Source organism: Pseudomonas sp. SDO5215_S409, assembly GCF_054071325.1.
This window is the reverse complement of sequence record NZ_JBSVWN010000018.1, coordinates 46,319-63,219: the sequence shown is the minus strand read 5'-3', so window position 1 is coordinate 63,219 and position 16,901 is coordinate 46,319. Positions and strand designations below refer to the sequence as shown.

Below are 16,901 nucleotides of genomic sequence, written 5' to 3'. Positions count from 1 at the left end.
CAATGTTCTTGCGCGCAACCGTTGCCGGCCTTGTGCTGGCCTCCCTGAGCCTGTCTGTACAGGCGCAAACCATCCGGGTGGCCATTGGCACCCAGGACACCACCATCAATTGCGCGGCCGGCGGCTTGCTGATCCGCGAGCTGGGCCTGCTCGACAAATACCTGCCTCACGACGGCAAGTACAAAGACGCGACCTATGACATCCAATGGAAAAACTTCACCAGTGGCGCGCCGCTGACCAATGAAATGGTGGCCGGCAAACTCGACTTCGGCGCCATGGCTGACTTCCCCGGTGCCTTCAACGGCGTGGCGTTCGAGGCCGCGGGCAAGCACAGCGTGTTCATCGACGTGCTGTCGGGCAACACCCGCGGCAGCGGTAACGGCATCGTGGTGCCCAATGATTCCAGCGCGCAGTCCCTGGCCGACCTGCGCGGCAAGACCATCTCGGTGCCGTTTGCGTCCACCGCCCACGGCATGCTGCTGCGCGCCATCGCGGCGCAGGGCTGGGACCCGCTCAAAGACGTCAACGTCATCGCCCAGGCACCGGAGGTTGCAGGCTCCGCGTTGCAGGCCAACAAAGTCGATGCCCATGCCGACTTCGTGCCGTTTGCCGAGCTGTTTCCCAACCGCGGCTTTGCGCGCAAGATCTACGACGGTTCGCAATCCAACACCCCGACCTTTCACGGCGCACTGGTGGACCAGGATTACGCCCGGCAGTACCCGGAGGTTGTCGTCGCGTATTTGCGCGCCAGCCTTGAAGCCAACCAACTGCTCACCGCCGAGCCGGAAAAATACAGCGAGCTGATCGAGAAAGTCACCGGCGTGGACGCCGAGGTCAACTACCTGTTCCACGGCCCGCTGGGCGTACAGACCCGTGACCTGAGCTGGAAGCCCGAATACCGCCAGGCCGTCGGCACCGCCATCGACACCCTCAAGCTGTTGAAAAAGGCCGACCGTGGCCTGGACCTCAACACCTTTATCGATGACCAGTTCATCCGCGCCGCCTTCAAGGCTTCGGGCCTGGACTACCAGGCGCAGCTCGCCAACTACGCACAGATCCCGCTCAACGCTACCGATGCCCGCACCGGCGCGCCCATCACCGACGCGCGCCATGTGGCGCAAATCTGGGTGAAGGGCGAGCCCAGGGTGCGCAGCTACGCCTCGGTCGAATCGGCCTTCAACGCACTCGCCAGCCTGAAAAAAGACGGCAAGGCGGTACGCGCCGTGTATGCGCAGGCGCAGGACAGCGGCATCAAGCTGCTCGCCAGCCAGGCCTGGTTCGCCACCAACGCCCACGGGCAGCTCAACGCCTTTTTGCTCCAGGGCCAGGCGCAGCAATTCGCCCAGGCCTCGGGTGGCAAGGTCTTTAACTTCACCGATGCCGGCGCGCAGGCCGTCGCCGCACGCTAAGGAGCCTCTATGACCCACACTGCTTGGCGCTGGTTGCCCCGCAGCCTCTCGCTGCTGCTGTGCCTGTTGTTCTGGCAGGTCGCCGCCAGCCAGCACTGGAACCTGTGGCTGGTGACGTTCGCCAACGTGCCCACCCCGGGCGCGGTGGCCCAGGCCGCCGTGGACCTGGTGGGCTCGGGCAACCTGGCCCGGCACCTGGGCGCCAGCCTCACGCGGGTGTTCGAGGGCTACCTGGCCGCGGCGCTGGTGGGCATTGGCCTGGGCATCGCCATTGGCCGCTGGAAATGGGCCGAAGACCTGCTGCTGCCACCGCTGGAAGTGATCCGGCCGATCCCGGCGGTGGCGTGGATTCCGCTGGCGATCCTGATGTTCCCGTCGTCGGAGCTGTCGATGGTGTTCATCACCTTTACCGGCGCGCTGTTTCCGGTGCTGCTCAATACCGTGCACGGTGTGGAGGGCGTCGACCCGCGCCTGATCGCCTCGGCGCGCAGCCTGGGGGCCGGGCGCGCCGCCATTTTGCGGGAGGTGATCGTGCCGGGCGCCGCGCCCAGCATCATCACCGGCCTGGCCATCGGCATGGGCACCTCGTGGTTTTGCCTGGTGACTGCCGAGATGATCTCCGGGCAGTTCGGCATCGGTTACTACACCTGGGCGTCCTACACCATCCAGAACTACGCCGACATTGTCGTCGGCATGCTGCTGATCGGCGTGCTGGGCATGGGCAGCAGCGTGCTGATCAAACGCCTGGGCAGCCTTTTCACACCTTGGCACCGACCACGAGGTAAAGCCTGATGACCCCCCCTGAAGGACGTATCGACATCAGCGGCCTGTCCATCACCCTGGGCGAGGGGCCGCAGGCGTTCGAAGCGGTCAAGTCGCTGGACTGCCGCATCGAACCCGGCCAGTTCGTGTGCATTCTGGGCCCGTCCGGCTGTGGCAAATCGACCTTGCTCGGTGCGCTGGCCGGGCACCTGGCGCCGAGCCTGGGGCGCCTGCACATGGACGATGAGCCGGTGGCGGGGCCGTCGCCCCGGCGTGGCATGGTATTCCAGCAACACACCTTGTTTCCGTGGCGCAGCGTGCGTGAAAACGTCGCCTTTGGCTTGAAGATGCGCGGCGTCGGCAAGGTCGAGCGCCTGGCCGCGGCCGATGAAATCCTCGCGCTGGTGGGCCTGGACGGTTTTGCCGGGCGCTGGCCGAACCAGCTGTCGGGCGGCATGCAGCAGCGCGTGGAAATCGCCCGGGTGCTGGTCAACCGGCCCAGCCTGTTGCTGATGGACGAGCCTTTTGGCGCGCTGGACGCCTTGACCCGCATGAAGATGCAGGCGCTGCTGCTGGACATCTGGACGCGCATCCGCACCACCGTGGTGTTTGTCACCCATGACATCGACGAGGCGCTGTTCCTGGCCGACCGCATCCTGGTGATGAGCCCGCGCCCGGGCCGCATCATCGAAGACTTCCTGCTCGACTTTCCCAGGCCCCGGCGCACCGAGCTGATGACGTCGCCCGCGTTCACCCATTACAAGCGCCACTGCCTGGAGCTTTTGCACCACGAAGACGGGCGCCAATTGCCCCGTCTCAACCCGCTCGGGTTGCCCGACGATCACCAGAGGCCGCGATTTGCCCTATGACCTATGAAACCTTTAACCCGGACATCGAAGCGCTGCGCCCCAGGCTGCAAGCCCCGGACGCGGGCATGCGCCGCATTGCCCTGATTGACCTTGCCGACCTGGAAGACCCGGACGGCCTCGGCTGGCTGGTGCAGAGCCTGCGCACAGACCCGGCCACCGACGTGCGCGCCCAGGCGGCCAGCCTGTTGGAAGCCTGGGAAGACGACGAGGTGGTGCAGGCCCTGTGCGAGGCACTGACCGACCGCGAGCCCTCGGTACGGGACGCCGCCGCGCAAAGCCTGAGCGTGCTCAAGACCCGTGAAGCGGGCCAATTGCTGTTGCCCTGGACCACCCATGCCGACACCTCGGTGCGCGTGGCGATCTTCCGGGCCCTGCGCGAATTGCGCCTGGAAGACGCCGCCCCCGCCGCCTTGCACGCCCTGGGCGATAGCGATGCCGGTGTGCGCCGCGAAGCGGTGGGCGTACTCGGCTGGCTCAAACACCTGCCCGCGTTGCAGGCGCTGGCCGGGCTGGCCAGCCGCGACCCGGACACCGAGGTTCGCCGCGCCGCCACCGGCGCGCTGGGCCTGGCCAGTGGCGAACAGGTCTTGCCCGCGCTGTACCAGGCGCTGCGCGATGCCACCTGGCAGGTGCGCGAAGAGGCCGCCACCACCTTGGGTAAAGTCGGCAGCGCCAGTGCCGGTGACGCGCTGATCGCCGCGCTGTCCGACGATTACTGGCAAGTGCGCCTGCGGGCGGCGCGCAGCTTGGGGCGCCTGCGTTATGCGCCAGCGCTGGACGCGTTGGTCCAGACCCTGGCCCACAGCATCAGCAACCTGCGCAAGGAAGCGGCCCTGGCCCTGGGGGATCTGGCCGACCCGCGCGCCCTGGGGCCGCTGCGTGATGCCGCCGACGACGGCGACCCGGAAGTGCGCAAGGCCGTGCGCATCGCCCTGGCACAACTGCAATGACCGCTGCGCCCCAACGCATTGGCCGTGATGACAACGGGCGTTTGCGGCTCGAGTGGGCGACAGGCGCGCAGTGGATCGACCACGCGCGCCTGCGCCGCGAATGCCCGTGCTCGCAATGCCAGGCGTTTCGGCTGCGCGGCAGTACGGTAAGGGTGGCGGACACGGTGCGCGTGGTGGCCGTGCACCCCCAGGGCTACGGGGTGCAACTGGTGTTCAGCGACGGGCACCAGCGCGGGATCTACCCCTGGGCTTATCTGGCGCAGTTGGCCGCGCAATGATTCGGGTCGGTTCAGCGCAGCCTGCAGATGTCGGCCTTGTCGATCATGTGGTTGAGCACCGCCCGAGCGGCCGTCGATAAGGATTTCTGGTTGGGGTAAACCGCGTAAAACCCGTCGGTTGGCAGGTAATACTCCGGCAGCACGCGCACCAGGTCCTTTTGTTCGAAGCGGGTCATCACGTTGTTCAGCAGCGCGATGCCCAAGCCCTGGTGCGCGGCATTGATCAGGCCCAGCATGGAGTCGGATGAAAACCTGCCGCGCACCGGCACGTTGTAGGTCTGGCCCTGGCGCTGGAGTGTCAGCCGGTTTTCGTGGGTTTTACCCAGGTATTGCAGGTGTTCGTGGGTGGTCAGGTCGGCGAGGGTGAGCGGGGTGCCGTGTTTTTCCAGGTACTGGGTACTGGCATATAAACCCAAGGTCACGTCACGCAACTTGTGAACCACCGCGCTGCTTTTTTTCGGTTGCCCCACCCGCAGCGATAAATCAATGCCTTGCTCTGTCAAGTTCGGCTCTATATCGGAGACGATCAATTCAAGTTCAAGCGCCGGGTACTTATCGAGAAATACCTGCAAGAAGTGCGTGTCTGAATATTCGAAAAAACTCGTGGATACATGCACACGGGCTTTACCACGCGGCTCGCCGTCCAACTGTTGTATCGACGCCACCGTGGCGTGCAAGGCATCAATAGAGGCGCAACTGTGTTGGTAGAGAAGTTCACCGGCGGCGGTACAACGCAGCGCCCGGGTCGAGCGAAGCAACAACGGCGTGCCCATTAACTGTTCAAGGCTGGCCAGGCGGCGACTCAGTGTATTGGCGGGCATGTCCAGCTTTTTACTGGCCAGTGAAAAACTTCCGCTTCGCACGATTTGTACGAAGATAGCAAGATCATCCAGCATTATTACCTGTGGCTCGGCCGTGTCGAATCAGTAAAAAAACCTGCAGTACGCTATAGCGGAATGATGAACTAGCGACATAAAAACAGGCCTTTGTTGAGCGCCGCGATCTTACTCACAAGTCACTTATTAATAAACAGCCAACGGTGGATTTCACTCCTCCATATTTGGATTTTTTGCGCGTTGTTTATTATTTATTCAGCCAATGATATTGTGTGATGGCATTTTGCTTTTAAGCCAAGTTTATAGTCGGCTGTTGTTCAAGCACTGCACCCTCTGAATTAACCTCCCATCGTCACTTATCGGACCTGTCCGAGCGTGAGGCGTTTCTGCGCCTCGGGCAAACTGGAGCATTAAAGGTTGTCATCGACATCGCGTGGATTTGCATTGGAGCACCTGACCGTCCCCCGAAAACTGGCCCTGGGGTTTGGCTTGTTACTGGTCGCAGCGGTAGTGCTGGCGTTGACCGGCCTGTACGGCCTGCGCGGTGACGGGCAGTCGCTCAAGCGCATCAACCGGCTGGGCAACCTGTTCGACCAGACCGTGTTTTCCCGGGATGCCAACTTTGTATACGCGCTGACCGGCGAAGCCGCGCAACTGCAGCGTCATGACGCCAGTGTCGCGACCATGGAAAAGATGCTGGCCGCTATCGTCGATGATGTGCGCGGCGGTCGCTGGCCCCAGGAAGACCTGGTGCGCATCAAGGCGCTCGACCAGAAACTGCGCGCTTACGGCATCGCCCACAGCCAGGTGCAGGCCGGGGCCGACATCGGGCCCACGGTGCTCACGCTCAATCAGTCGCTGGCGGTGTTGCAAGGCGAGATCAACGCGCTGTACGACGTCGAAGAGCGCCGGGCCAGCCGCAGTGTGGAGCGTGTAGTGTTTACGCTGGCCAGCGTGACATGCCTGGCCTTGTTGTGTGGCAGCTTGTTGGCCTGGCACATTGGTCGGCAGATCGTGAGGCCGCTGCGAGAAACCTTGCAAGCCGCAGAACGCATCGCCAGCGGCGACCTCACGGTAGCGCTGCACAGTGAGCGTGCCGACGAACTGGGCCAGTTGCTGCGTGCGATCGACAACATGAGCCATCGCCTGCGTGACGTCATCTCGCTGATCGGCGGCAGTTCCCATCGCCTGGCCGCGTCGGCCAGCCAGTTTGCCGCGATCACCCAGCAGACCCGCGCCGGTATCGATACCCAGAAAACCGAGACGGACCTGGTGGCCACCGCCATGAGCCAGATGACCAGCGCCGTGACGCAAGTGGCGCGCCATTCGGAGTCCACCGCCGAGGCCGCCAAGACGGCCGACCTGCAGGCGAGCAGCGCCCTGTGGGTGTCGCAGCAAGCGGTGACGCAAATCGAAAACCTCGCCCATGAAGTGGGGCTGTCCGCCGAGTCGATGACGCGCCTGCACAAGGAAAGCGAGCGCATCGGTGGCGTGCTGGATGTGATCAAGACCGTCGCCGGGCAAACCAACCTGCTGGCGCTCAACGCGGCCATCGAAGCGGCACGCGCCGGTGAAGCGGGGCGCGGGTTTGCGGTGGTGGCCGATGAAGTGCGCAGCCTGGCACTGCGCACCCAGCACTCTTCGCAAGAGATCGAGCACCTTATTGAAGGCCTGCAACGCATTGCCGAAGAAAGCGCACGCATGATGCAGGCGAGCGTGGAGCAAACCCGCACCACCGTCACGGGCGTGCGCGACACGGGCGCCGCCCTGGCCACCATCACCGAGCAGGTGGCGGGCATCCAGCAGATGAGCCTGTTGATCGCCACGGCCGCGCAACAACAGAGCTGCGTGGCCGCCGAGATCACCCAAAGCGTGCTCAATGTGCGTGAAGTGGCCGACCAGTCGGCGCAGGCAAGTGCCGAGATGGCCGATTCGAGCGTCGACCTGGCACAGCTGGGCGGCGATCTGCAAAGCCTGGTCAAACGATTCAAGGTGTAAGACGGTCCGGGCGGAGAAACGGTGCATGCGTAAGGTTTTCGAGCAACAAAGCTGGTTATTGCCGGACGACGCGCCCTCCCAGGCGCCGGGCCTGTGGCGCAAGCTGCGTTCGCTGACGTTGCTGGGCAAGGTGTCGCTCAGTTTTGTCGCGATCCATCTGTTGGCCACCGTGCTGTTCAGCATCAGCGGTTATCAGCTCAAGGCCGAGGCCGACGATCAAGTGGTGGCCACGCGCCTGGGCGCCATGGTGCAAGCCTTGCCGATGCTGATCGGCGACGACTACCTGCGTGAGCTGTTGGCCGACGGCCCCTTCGATGAAGCGCGCTACCAGGCGATGCTGCTGCGCCTGGACGCTTATGCGAAAAAAGCCGGGGTCGACTCGATTTACGTCCTCACCCGGCGCCAGGGCACGCCGTTGTTCGTGATGGACTCGGCCGGCGCCGAAGAAATCGCCGCAGGCCGTTATGGCAAACACTTGGCTGCCTACCAGAGTGCGCCGAGTTCACTGGCCCGCGTGTTTGATCAACAGCACGACACGTTCAGTGAATACCACGACGAGTTCGGTGATTTTCGTTCGCTGTTTGTGCCGGTCACCGGGCCTGGCGGTGCACCCTTGGTGTTGGCGGGCGACGTGAGCTTGCAGCAGATCAAGGCCGAACGCCTGTCCTGCCTGTTGCTGTTCGTGGGCATCGGCGTGGTCACCTTTGTGCTCGGCCTGTTGGTGGGGTTGCCGCTGGCGCGTGCGTTCATTGGCCCGTTGCGCAACCTGAGCCAGGCCGCGCAGCAGATCGCCAGCGGCAACTATCAACTGAGCCTGCCGGCGGGCCGCGACGAACTGGGGGCCTTGTCGGGGGCTATCGGGCGCATGAGCGATGCGATTGCCAGCCGCGAGCTGCGTATCTCTCAGCTGGCCTTTGAAGACCCGCTGACCGGTTTGCCCAACCGCACGCGCTTTATCATGAACGTCGACCAGGTGATTGAAGAGGGGTTCCTGCCGGTGGCGGGCCTGACCGTGGCGATTTTTGACCTGGTCGACTTAAAGCGCCTCAACGCGTTATACGGCTACGCCGACGGCAACCTGCTGCTGCAAAGCGTGGCGCAGCGGTTGTCGGCGGTGTTGGGTGAGGGTGAACTGCTGGCACGCTTGCCGTCCGGCGGGTTTGCCTTGCTGCTGCGGTGTGACCAGGAAATCTGCCTGGCGCGCCTAGCCCGCACGCTCGATCAACCGTTCAAATTGAGCGGCCAGCAACGCATCCGCGCCAAGGCCCGCCTGGGGCTGGCGCGTTATCCGACCCATGGGCGGCAGGTCCAGGACTTGCTGTGTTACGCCGAGGTCGCGTTGGATGCCGCGCGCAGCCAGGCCCTCAACCATGTGTTCTACGACCCGGAGCAGGAGCTTCGCCGCCAGGCGTCCATGGCGTTGCTGGAAGACTTCGACTCGGCCATCGAGGCCGGTCAACTGCGCGTGTTCCTGCAACCCAAGGCCTCGCTCGCCACCGGCCAGGTGTCGGCCGCCGAAGCATTGGTGCGCTGGGAGCACCCGCGCCTGGGGCTGCTGGCGCCGGGGGCGTTTCTGCCGATCATCGAGCAGAACGGTAAAATTTGCGCGATGAGCCTGTGGCTGTTGCGTGAGTGCATGCACCTGAGCCGCCAGCAGACGGGCGCGTCAAAGGTGCGCATCAGCGTCAACCTGAGCGTGCATGACCTGGAGTCGCCGCTGTTCGCGCGCCAGGTCGAAACACTGCTCAAACAGACCGGTGCCAGCGCCGCGCAGATCTGCCTGGAGATCACCGAGTCCAGCGCCATGCGCAACCCCGACCAGGCGTTGGTGTCGTTGTCACGCTTGCGTCAGATCGGGTTCAGCCTGTCGATCGATGACTTCGGCACCGGCTACTCCTCGCTGGCCTACCTGGCACGCTTGCCGGTGGACGAACTGAAAGTCGACCGCTCCTTCATTGCGCAAATGCACCGCCCGGAGCAGCAAGAGATCGTCAGGGCGATTATTCAACTGGGCTTGATCATGAACCTGCGCCTGGTCGCCGAAGGCGTGGAGCATGCCGAGACGTGCGCCTTGCTCGAGCAGTTTGGCTGCCATGAAGTGCAGGGCTACCTGATCGCCAGGCCCATGCCGGCTGCCGAGTTCTTTGTGTGGCTGAACGCGTGCAGCGGGCACTGGCACATTTAGTGTTGGGGCTGTAAGTGCGCAGGCAGGCGGGCGAGTGTCCACCAGGTCACCAGCAATGCCGCCACCGCGCTCAGCGCAATGCCGATCAGCATGGGCGCCGGGGTGTGGTCGGCGTAAACGCCCACCAGGGTCATGGTCACGGCGGCGGTGATCATCTGGATGGCCCCCAGCAGCGCCGAGGCGGAACCGGCCACGGCGCCGTGGTCTTCCAGCGACAGCACGCCGGTCGCGGGCAAGAGCAGGCCCAGAAACCCGAAGCCGATAAACAGCAACGTCATCATCACCGCCAGGCTGTCGCCCCATAGGGTCGTGAGCGCCAGCGCGCCCATGACGCCTGCGACGCCCAGCGCCGACCAACGGATCAGCGGCGCCAGGCCCCAGCGTGCGCTCAGGCGTGCGGTGAGCTGGCTGAGGGCGAAAAACGAGGCGGCATTGAGCGCAAAGCACAGGCTGAACTGGGTGGGCGTCAACCCGAAATGCTCGATGTACACGAACGGCGCACTGCCGATGAACACAAAAAAGGTCGCCAGGCCAAACCCGCCCACCACCGACAACCCGGTAAACACCGGGTCACGCAACAACGCACCGTAGCTGCCGAACGCAGCGCCCAGGGTTTTGCCCAGCCGCCGCTCGGCCGGGTGGGTTTCGGGCAGTTGCACCACGGTCATCACCAGGCACAGCAGGGCAACGCAGGCCAGTGCCACGAACACTTCACGCCAGCTCCACAGCGCAATGATCAGGCTGCCGGCCAACGGCGCCAGAATCGGCGACACGCTCATCACCAGCATCAGCAGCGCCATCAGCCGCGCCGCCTCATGCCCGGTGTACAGGTCACGCACCACCGCGCGGGGGATCACCATCCCGGCGCATGCGCCAAACGCTTGCAGCGCCCGAAAACCGATCAGCACTTCAATGTTGGGCGCCAGCGCACACCCCACGCTGGCGATCGCGAAAATCACCAGCCCCACGTAAATCGGCAGCTTGCGCCCGAACACATCGCTCATCGGCCCGTAAAACAGCTGGCACACGCCGATGATCATGAAAAACACCGTGAGGCTCATCTGCACGGCCGCAGGCGTCGCTTGCAGGCTGCTGCCCAGGGTGGGCAGGGCGGGCAGGTAGATGTCGATGGCGAACGGGCCAATGGCGGTGATCAACCCCAGCAGCACGGCGAGGTGGGCAATACTTCGAGACATGAGGCGTTCCGCGGCGGTATCAAAAGACCGGCCAGCTTAGAGCTCGCCTTCGGTACAGACAAGCCGGTGGTTACAGACTGGCTATACATCCTGCCAGTGGTTTCCGGGACATGATTGGTGTATTAGATGCAAGGCCTGCGTTGCATACCTTTTACCTATGGAATCGCCATGATCAATTTCCGCCTGATTCGTCACCTCTGGTTGTTTTTGGCGGTGGCCGAAGAACAGAACTTCGGCCGCGCCGCCAAGCGCCTGGGCATGTCGCAACCGCCGCTGTCCGAACAGATCCAGGTGCTGGAGCAGTCGCTCAAGGTCAAGCTGTTCGAGCGCTCGCGGCGCGGTGCCAAGTTGACGCCCGTGGGCCTGGCCATCCTGCCCGCCGTGCGCAAGTTCGCCGAGCAATTGGAGCGCCTGGAACTGGCGGTGGACGAAGCGGTGGCGGGGCAGGCGCAAATGTTGACGATTGGCGCCATCTCCACGGCGATGGGCGATGTGCTGCCCGCGCTGATCGAGCAATTGAAAAAAGACCACGCGGGCCTGACGGTGTCGGTGCGCGAGATCGACAGTGTCGACGCGGTCCCGGCGCTGGAGGCGGGTGATATCGACCTGGCATTCGCGCGCCTTGAAGGCGACCTGGGCGTTGCGGTCAAGTCCATCCCCTTGACCGAGGACCGCCTGGTAGTGGCGCTGCACTGCGACCACCCGCTGGCGTCACGCACGCGCATCAGCCTGTCGAGCCTGGCCAACGAGCCCCTGGTGATGTTTTCACGCAAGGTCAGCCCGGTGTACTTCGACAACCTGATCGCCACCTGCCACGCCAGCGGGTTTTCGCCAAGGGTGCTGCACGAGGTGCGCTCGGTGGCCTCGCAGATCGCGTTCGTCAGTTGCGGGCAGGGCATGGCGCTGGTGCCCGCATCGATGAAAAAACTGGCGCCGCCCAACGTGGTGTTTCGCCCCCTGACCCAAAAACTCAACGTGGTCACCACCGCCGTGGCCTGGAATGCCACACGCAGCAACCCGATCGTCGACGCGTTGCTGGGGACGTTGCGCGCCAAGGCTTGATAGGTTTGCCGTATGAAAAGCCATGGCAAAAAGGAATGTACACACGCAGCGATGAAACTGGAGGCGGCGGGAGTGCTGAGTGCCGAGGAGAACGCCGTGTTTGCAGCTCAGATTCGACAGGCGCTCACGTCGCCATGCCCGACAGCCAATTACCCCAAGTGACCTGCCGGGTCGCTTAATCTTAGCGTACGATTTTTCCGAATTCTGCGGACTCCTGATCTGAAAGAACCGCCGCTTTTGCCCGGTGTCGATTAATGTGAAAACGCTCCTGCAAAGCGGTGAATTGCGGCTTCAAAGGCGGAATTTTGACCGTGATATCCCAGCATAAAGACAGGTTTCGGTTTTTGGTTGCGTGACGGCAAGCCTTCAGCCCCGAATTTGATGGCGTCATTGTCCTGCAAGTCCAGTTTCAGCCGCAGCACGCCGGGGTGCGTGTATCCTGCAGTTTCCATACGGTCCATCAGGCTCTTTCTCGGTTTTTTGCTATAGTCGAGAGTCACCGCGACGCCGTGTAGCTTGTTGTAGTCATAGCCCAGTGAACCGCTCTGCGCAGCCTTGCGGCCCTGAGTGTTATTCAATAATTGGGGATCAAGTAAAATCATTGCCGGCTTATCGTCGCCGAGCGTCACTTTGCTTTCCAAGGCCGCCTTAAAGTATTGAGCGCAACCGCCACCCAAGGAAATTCCGCCGATCATATCGACTTTGATACCGCCGGGGTTTTTCTCCAGTAAACCGGCGAATACTCCGGCGGCGTCGCGCACGGACTTATACACATCGCCTTGCACATCCAGCATTGTATGCAGGTGTTGATTGAGGTCTTTGGCGCTGCTTGATCCATAAAAATACAAGGAAATCTGGATAGGTTTCCCGCCGTTATTGTCGACGATGACGGCCATGTTGGCGTTGCGTCCTGCCGCTTTCAATACTTCGGCATCTGCCTTGCTGAGGCCAAGATGGCTTTGCCACTCCTGATTATCAAGCTGGTCACCCCCCAATATGCATAGGTTGCGCGTTCCGGGGAGTCCATGCGCACTGCGGCCCATGGCAGCCGCCATGACTTCGTTGAATTGAGTGAATCGCGCAGCGATGCCTTCCCGCAGCATATTTATGTCCCCGGTCGGCTGAATATGCAGGGCCAGCGACATGGTCATCAATTCGTGGTCGCTGAGACGCCCGACGTGGACACCGCTGATCTTCATTGCTGAAGCTTGATTGTTGATTTTGGCTTGCGTCTGGTTTGCCTGCCGGGAAACCAGGCCGCGTAATTTGGTCCCCATGCTGCGGCTCTTAGGCAGGCTGACGGGCGTGGAGCTTGGGAGTTGGCGTGACGGAGACGGCGCCTGAGTCCGTCCGGCTTGTCCTTCGTTCTGCAATACATCAACTGGAGCTGTCCCAATATTCAGCTGGAAAAAGGATCCGATTTTCATCAATGTTCCAACGATTAAGGTTGACAGAAAATTTGAAACCGACTTCTCCCTGAGTGGTCCAGGGTCAAGAAAAAGTTCCTTTCCCACTTTTTTGATTCAAGCGGGTTCTGCCGCATCAATTTTTCGGCGCCATTGGCACACGACATAGGGACCTTGCCATAGGGCTCAACACTACCCGGGGGTTTTTAGCCAGAACCCCTGATTTTTCCGTCACGGCCCTTTTGGCTCATTGGGAAACACTGATTTGCGACACGCCTGTTTTGGCTTCGTTTCTAGCCTCCCCGTTCAGGCAGAATCAGGTCCGGGGCGGTGCGCGGGATTTTCGAGTCGATGGTCGAGCACTCCAACCATGCGGGCCTGATGGACAAATTCCTCGGCCTGCCTTGCCCACGGATGTTCATGTACGGCGAGCAGAACAACTACCTGAGCTACTTGCCGTTCATTCAACGCCAAGGCGTGCAGTTGGCCGAAATCCCGGCCTGCGGGCATTTCCCGATGTACTCCAACCCGGTTGCCATGTGGCAACGCATCGCCAGCTTCCAGCGGTCAGTTGCGCTCAGCTGAACCGCCTGTTCCAACTGATTCACACGCCATGGCGCTTCCGTTGGGCGCCATGGGCGCGGTTGCCGAGCCGGGCGTTCCGGCCAATGCGCATCGACCCACCGCTTAACGGGCGGCCAGCACTTCGCGCATGGTCTGCATCTTCAGATCGCTTTCGCGGTACTCGCTTTCCGGGTCCGAACCGCTGACCAGGCCACACCCCGCGAACAGCGTGGCGCGGCCGCCCTCCAGCAAGGCGCAGCGCAGGGCGACGGCGAATTCACCGTCGCCCTGGTCGTTCAACCAGCCCACGGGGCCTGCGTACCAGCCCCGGTCCAGCTGTTCGCGGGTGCGGATATAGTCCAGCGCCGCCTCACGCGGGAAACCGCCCACCGCCGGGGTGGGGTGCAGGCATTCGGCGATGCCCAACAGGCTGTTGCCGGGCTTGAGCCGGCCCTGTACCGGCGTCAACAAGTGCTGGATGTGCGCCAGTTTGTGCAGGCGCGGGTGTGGCGCCACCTGCAAGTCGCTGCAATGGTGCGCCAGGCACTCGCGAAGGCTTGCGACCACCATGGCATGTTCGGCGTTGTCCTTTTCGCTGGCCAGCAGCTGTTCACCCAGCGACGCGTCGCGGCGCGCGTCACTGCTGCGCGGTGCGCTGCCCGCCAGGGCCATGGTGTGCAAGTGCTGGTCCCGCACGCTCAGCAGGCATTCGGGGGATGCGCCCACAAAACAGCTGGTGTCGCGGGCGAATGCAAACAGGTACGCCTGTGGCTGCTTGTCGAGCAAGCGTTGCATCACCACGTGCAACGGCTCGGCCGCCGGGACTTTTTGAGCGCGTGCCAGCACCACTTTTTTCAGGCTGCTGTATTGAATGCGGCGCACGGCATGGCTGACATCCTGCTTCCACAGGTGCGGCATGGACAGGCGCACATACGCAGGCGGCGTGGTGTGGGCGGCTGGCAAAGCCCGCGCCAGGATCTCGGCCCACTGGTGCGTCAGGGCCAGCGCCAGGCGGCGACAGTCGCTGCGCTGCTCCACCAGCACATTCACCACCAGGCGGGTTTTGTCGCGGTGATGCTGCAGTTCAAAGCCGGGTAGCGTCAGCGCCGCATCCGGAAAGTCGCGCCACAGCGGCGTGCGCGGCTTGTTTTTGTCAAAGGCAAACCCTGCGAACAACGAAGGGCGATGACGGCCATGCACCACCGCGTCCGCAGCCATCGATTGCCAGCGCTGCTCCAGGGCCTGCCAGCTTTCATCGCGCCCGCCCTTGAACTCATGGGCCTGGCCCAGGCCCAGGCGAAACAGGCCCTGGGCGGGCACATGCCACAGGCAGGCGGGCACATGTGGGTGGTTGGCGCTGAACAGCGCCAAGGGGTCGACCTGCGCTGACACGGTGGAAAACGAGGCCAGCACCTGCGGGCGCGAAACATTGGTTTGCGCTCGGGCGGCGTTCAGGCAACGCAGCAACCCGGCGAACGACGGCGCCCGGTTCATGGGTGCGCCTCCTGGGGGTGCAAGCGGTGCCAGTGGTTGATCTGCTGGTTGATGAACCAGTGGATCAAGTCGCGAAAGAACTCCTCGGTTTCGTCCACCGGCAACCCGGCGTCGGCCGCCCAGGCCCGGCGCTCCTCAAGCATGGCGCTGACCCGCTCGGGGGCCGGGATGGCGTGCACGTCGGCCTTGAATTGCGTGGCGGCCTGCACGTAGGTCAGGCGCGTGGCCAGCAGTTGCACCAACTGGCGGTCGAGGCTGTCGATGCCGTGGCGGATGTCCTGAAGGTTTTCGCAGTGTGACGCGGGCTTGATAGCGGTCATGCAACGCTCCTCCGGTTACTGGGCCAGAACGGCCAGTTGCTGTTTGTCGATCTTGCCTACGGCGGTCAGCGGCCAGGCCATCAGCCACTCGAACTGGTCCGGCAACTTGTCGGTGTCCAGCCCGCTGTCGCGCAGTTGTTCACGCAGCGTCTGGGCGGCACCGGTCGGGGGTTCGCCCAGGATGAACGCGCAGATGCGCTCGCCCAGCAGGCTGTCGGGCACGGCCACCACCACGGCGGCTTCAACCTCGGGCAGGGCGTTGAGGTGGGTTTCAATCAGGGCGGCGGAGATTTTTTCGCCGCTGCGCTGGATCTGCTCCTTGATACGGCCCTCGACCACCAGGTTGCCCCCGGCGGTCCAGCGCGCCAGGTCGCCGCTGCGGTAAAAACCGTCGGCGGTAAAGCTGCGGGCGTTGTGCTCGGCGGCGCGGTAATAGCCGCTGATGGTGTAGGGGCCCCGGGTGAGCAATTCGCCGACGGCGCCGGGGGCCACGTCCTGCAGGTCGGCGTCCACCAGGCGCACCTGGTCATCCGGCGACAGCGGGCGCCCCTGGGTGTTGAGCACCACCTCCAGCGGGTCGTCCGGGCGGGTGTAGCACAGCAGCCCTTCGGCCATGCCGAACACCTGTTGCAGGCGGCAGCCCAGGGCGTCCACCAGTTGCCGGGCCAGGCCTGGGTCCAGTCGCGAGCCGCCGACCTGCACCAGCTTGAGGCTCGACAGGTCGCTGTCTTCCCATTCGCGGGCCTGGGCCCACAGCTGGGCCAACGGCGGCACCAGGGCCACATGCGTCACCCGTTCGCGTGCGATCAGCGGCATGGCCACGTCGCAGCTGGCGCTTGGGGCCAGGACCACGCACGCGCCGACGGCCAGCGCGCCCAAAAGGCCCGGGCAGGCCAGGGTGAAGTTGTGGGCGGTGGGCAGCACGGCCAGGTACACGCTGTGCGGGCCGAGTTCGCACAGTGCGGCGGACTGGGTGAAGTTGTAGGCGTACGCCGCGTGGCTGCGCGGGATGAGTTTGGGCGTGCCGGTGGTGCCGCCCGACAGCAGCAACAGCGCGGTGTCGTGTGGGCCGACCGCGGGCAGCGATGTGCAGGCCGCGTCCAGGCTGGACAACGCCGTGAACGGGCCGGGTTCGCCGTCGACGATGACATGGCGCAGCGACGGGTGACGCGCGCGGATGTCCAGGGCCATGGGGCGGAAATCAAAGTCGCGGATGCGCTCGGGAATCAGGTAGGCCACCGGTTCTGCCAGTGCGCACAAGGCGTCGATGTCTTGCGCGCGCTGGGTCGGCATGGCCAGCACCGGCAGGGCGCCCAGGCGCATCAGCGCAAACAGGGCGCTGACAAACCCGACTCCGTTGGGCAATTGCAGCATGACCCGGTCACCGGCACCGATACCCAGCGCGGCCAGGCCACCGGCCAGGCGGGAGACGCGTGCGTCGAGTTGGGTGAAGCTGACTCGCACGTCGCCCGCCACCAACGCCGTGCGGTTGCCTTGGGCCTGTGCCCAGTGGTGCAGGCGCTGGGGCAGTGTGAGGGTGAGAAAAGGCTGTAAGGATGAAGGGGGCATGGT

General features: G+C 63.7%; 14 protein-coding genes and 2 pseudogenes. 10 read left to right on the top strand and 6 right to left on the bottom strand.

What is annotated here, in order from left to right:
• The first annotated feature begins 2 nt into the window (after positions 1 to 2).
• The 5 genes from ACW9H9_RS12045 to ACW9H9_RS12025 are packed head-to-tail and all read left to right on the top strand — an operon-like array spanning position 3 to position 4,268.
• Entirely contained in the window at positions 3 to 1,409 is a 1,407-nt protein-coding gene (locus tag ACW9H9_RS12045) for an ABC transporter substrate-binding protein (protein ID WP_457343363.1), read from the top strand.
• A gap of 9 nt (positions 1,410 to 1,418) precedes the next feature.
• Positions 1,419 to 2,201 carry an ABC transporter permease gene (locus tag ACW9H9_RS12040; protein ID WP_457343364.1) on the top strand — a complete coding sequence of 261 codons (783 nt, stop codon included), beginning with the start codon at positions 1,419 to 1,421 and terminating at the stop codon, positions 2,199 to 2,201.
• A complete protein-coding gene (locus ACW9H9_RS12035; RefSeq protein ID WP_457343365.1) occupies positions 2,201 to 3,040 on the top strand; it encodes an ABC transporter ATP-binding protein in 840 nt (279 codons plus the stop codon). Before ACW9H9_RS12040 ends, ACW9H9_RS12035 begins: the two co-directional genes overlap by 1 nt.
• Positions 3,037 to 3,990 carry a HEAT repeat domain-containing protein gene (locus ACW9H9_RS12030; RefSeq protein WP_457343366.1) on the top strand — a complete coding sequence of 318 codons (954 nt, stop codon included), beginning with the start codon at positions 3,037 to 3,039 and terminating at the stop codon, positions 3,988 to 3,990. Before ACW9H9_RS12035 ends, ACW9H9_RS12030 begins: the two co-directional genes overlap by 4 nt.
• Positions 3,987 to 4,268, top strand: a complete 282-nt coding sequence (locus ACW9H9_RS12025) for a DUF971 domain-containing protein (protein ID WP_457343367.1) — start codon at positions 3,987 to 3,989, stop codon at positions 4,266 to 4,268. The genes ACW9H9_RS12030 and ACW9H9_RS12025 overlap by 4 nt, the downstream gene beginning before the upstream one ends.
• An 11-nt stretch (positions 4,269 to 4,279) precedes the next feature.
• On the opposite strand, the gene ACW9H9_RS12020 is transcribed toward ACW9H9_RS12025, so the two are convergent.
• On the bottom strand, positions 4,280 to 5,164 hold the full coding sequence (locus tag ACW9H9_RS12020) for a LysR family transcriptional regulator (RefSeq protein WP_457343368.1): 885 nt from the start codon (positions 5,162 to 5,164) through the stop codon (positions 4,280 to 4,282).
• 624 nt (positions 5,165 to 5,788) lie between these two features.
• Between ACW9H9_RS12020 and ACW9H9_RS12015 the strand changes: the two are divergent.
• From ACW9H9_RS12015 to ACW9H9_RS12005, 3 genes and pseudogenes are all read left to right on the top strand, one after another.
• Positions 5,789 to 6,247 (top strand): annotated as a pseudogene (locus ACW9H9_RS12015) (HAMP domain-containing protein); the annotation flags it as partial.
• A complete protein-coding gene (locus ACW9H9_RS12010; protein ID WP_457374536.1) occupies positions 6,239 to 7,102 on the top strand; it encodes a methyl-accepting chemotaxis protein in 864 nt (287 codons plus the stop codon). The pseudogene ACW9H9_RS12015 and the gene ACW9H9_RS12010, both read left to right, overlap by 9 nt.
• A 25-nt stretch (positions 7,103 to 7,127) precedes the next feature.
• Entirely contained in the window at positions 7,128 to 9,287 is a 2,160-nt protein-coding gene (locus ACW9H9_RS12005) for a putative bifunctional diguanylate cyclase/phosphodiesterase (RefSeq protein WP_457343369.1), read from the top strand.
• Here the strand turns inward: ACW9H9_RS12005 and ACW9H9_RS12000 are convergent.
• A complete protein-coding gene (locus ACW9H9_RS12000) occupies positions 9,284 to 10,483 on the bottom strand; it encodes a multidrug effflux MFS transporter (RefSeq protein ID WP_457343370.1) in 1,200 nt (399 codons plus the stop codon). The two genes, ACW9H9_RS12005 and ACW9H9_RS12000, sit on opposite strands and share 4 nt — an antisense overlap.
• A 168-nt stretch (positions 10,484 to 10,651) precedes the next feature.
• Between ACW9H9_RS12000 and ACW9H9_RS11995 the strand changes: the two genes are divergently transcribed.
• Complete coding sequence (locus ACW9H9_RS11995; protein ID WP_457343371.1) at positions 10,652 to 11,545, top strand: LysR family transcriptional regulator; 894 nt, start codon at positions 10,652 to 10,654, stop codon at positions 11,543 to 11,545.
• A gap of 251 nt (positions 11,546 to 11,796) precedes the next feature.
• On the opposite strand, the gene ACW9H9_RS11990 is transcribed toward ACW9H9_RS11995, so the two are convergent.
• Entirely contained in the window at positions 11,797 to 12,972 is a 1,176-nt protein-coding gene (locus ACW9H9_RS11990) for a hypothetical protein (RefSeq protein ID WP_457343372.1), read from the bottom strand.
• A gap of 291 nt (positions 12,973 to 13,263) precedes the next feature.
• Between ACW9H9_RS11990 and ACW9H9_RS11985 the strand changes: the two are divergent.
• A pseudogene (locus ACW9H9_RS11985) lies at positions 13,264 to 13,536 on the top strand (alpha/beta fold hydrolase); the annotation flags it as partial.
• Positions 13,537 to 13,638: 102 nt separating this feature from the next.
• On the opposite strand, the gene ACW9H9_RS11980 reads toward ACW9H9_RS11985, so the two are convergent.
• From ACW9H9_RS11980 to ACW9H9_RS11970, 3 genes are read right to left on the bottom strand one after another with little or no spacing between them, the layout of a single operon-like run.
• Positions 13,639 to 15,009 carry an isochorismate synthase gene (locus ACW9H9_RS11980; protein WP_457343373.1) on the bottom strand — a complete coding sequence of 457 codons (1,371 nt, stop codon included), beginning with the start codon at positions 15,007 to 15,009 and terminating at the stop codon, positions 13,639 to 13,641.
• Positions 15,006 to 15,329, bottom strand: a complete 324-nt coding sequence (locus ACW9H9_RS11975; protein ID WP_457343374.1) for an isochorismate lyase — start codon at positions 15,327 to 15,329, stop codon at positions 15,006 to 15,008. Before ACW9H9_RS11975 ends, ACW9H9_RS11980 begins: the two co-directional genes overlap by 4 nt.
• Positions 15,330 to 15,344: 15 nt before the next feature.
• Positions 15,345 to 16,898 (bottom strand): (2,3-dihydroxybenzoyl)adenylate synthase, encoded by a 1,554-nt coding sequence (locus tag ACW9H9_RS11970; protein ID WP_457343375.1) that lies wholly within the window; start codon positions 16,896 to 16,898, stop codon positions 15,345 to 15,347.
• Positions 16,899 to 16,901 lie beyond the last annotated feature (3 nt).

What these genes read in the sequence shown, in the direction of transcription:
- ACW9H9_RS12000 (WP_457343370.1), bottom strand. Translation starts at nt 10,483, where the DNA reads ATGTCTCGAAGTATTGCCCACCTCGCCGTGCTGCTGGGGTTGATCACC.
- ACW9H9_RS12035 (WP_457343365.1), top strand. Translation starts at nt 2,201, where the DNA reads ATGACCCCCCCTGAAGGACGTATCGACATCAGCGGCCTGTCCATCACC.
- ACW9H9_RS12040 (WP_457343364.1), top strand. Translation starts at nt 1,419, where the DNA reads ATGACCCACACTGCTTGGCGCTGGTTGCCCCGCAGCCTCTCGCTGCTG.
- ACW9H9_RS12025 (WP_457343367.1), top strand. Translation starts at nt 3,987, where the DNA reads ATGACCGCTGCGCCCCAACGCATTGGCCGTGATGACAACGGGCGTTTG.
- ACW9H9_RS11995 (WP_457343371.1), top strand. Translation starts at nt 10,652, where the DNA reads ATGATCAATTTCCGCCTGATTCGTCACCTCTGGTTGTTTTTGGCGGTG.
- ACW9H9_RS12005 (WP_457343369.1), top strand. Translation starts at nt 7,128, where the DNA reads ATGCGTAAGGTTTTCGAGCAACAAAGCTGGTTATTGCCGGACGACGCG.
- ACW9H9_RS11980 (WP_457343373.1), bottom strand. Translation starts at nt 15,009, where the DNA reads ATGAACCGGGCGCCGTCGTTCGCCGGGTTGCTGCGTTGCCTGAACGCC.
- ACW9H9_RS12010 (WP_457374536.1), top strand. Translation starts at nt 6,239, where the DNA reads ATGAGCCATCGCCTGCGTGACGTCATCTCGCTGATCGGCGGCAGTTCC.
- ACW9H9_RS11975 (WP_457343374.1), bottom strand. Translation starts at nt 15,329, where the DNA reads ATGACCGCTATCAAGCCCGCGTCACACTGCGAAAACCTTCAGGACATC.
- ACW9H9_RS11990 (WP_457343372.1), bottom strand. Translation starts at nt 12,972, where the DNA reads ATGAAAATCGGATCCTTTTTCCAGCTGAATATTGGGACAGCTCCAGTT.
- ACW9H9_RS11970 (WP_457343375.1), bottom strand. Translation starts at nt 16,898, where the DNA reads ATGCCCCCTTCATCCTTACAGCCTTTTCTCACCCTCACACTGCCCCAG.
- ACW9H9_RS12045 (WP_457343363.1), top strand. Translation starts at nt 3, where the DNA reads ATGTTCTTGCGCGCAACCGTTGCCGGCCTTGTGCTGGCCTCCCTGAGC.
- ACW9H9_RS12020 (WP_457343368.1), bottom strand. Translation starts at nt 5,164, where the DNA reads ATGCTGGATGATCTTGCTATCTTCGTACAAATCGTGCGAAGCGGAAGT.
- ACW9H9_RS12030 (WP_457343366.1), top strand. Translation starts at nt 3,037, where the DNA reads ATGACCTATGAAACCTTTAACCCGGACATCGAAGCGCTGCGCCCCAGG.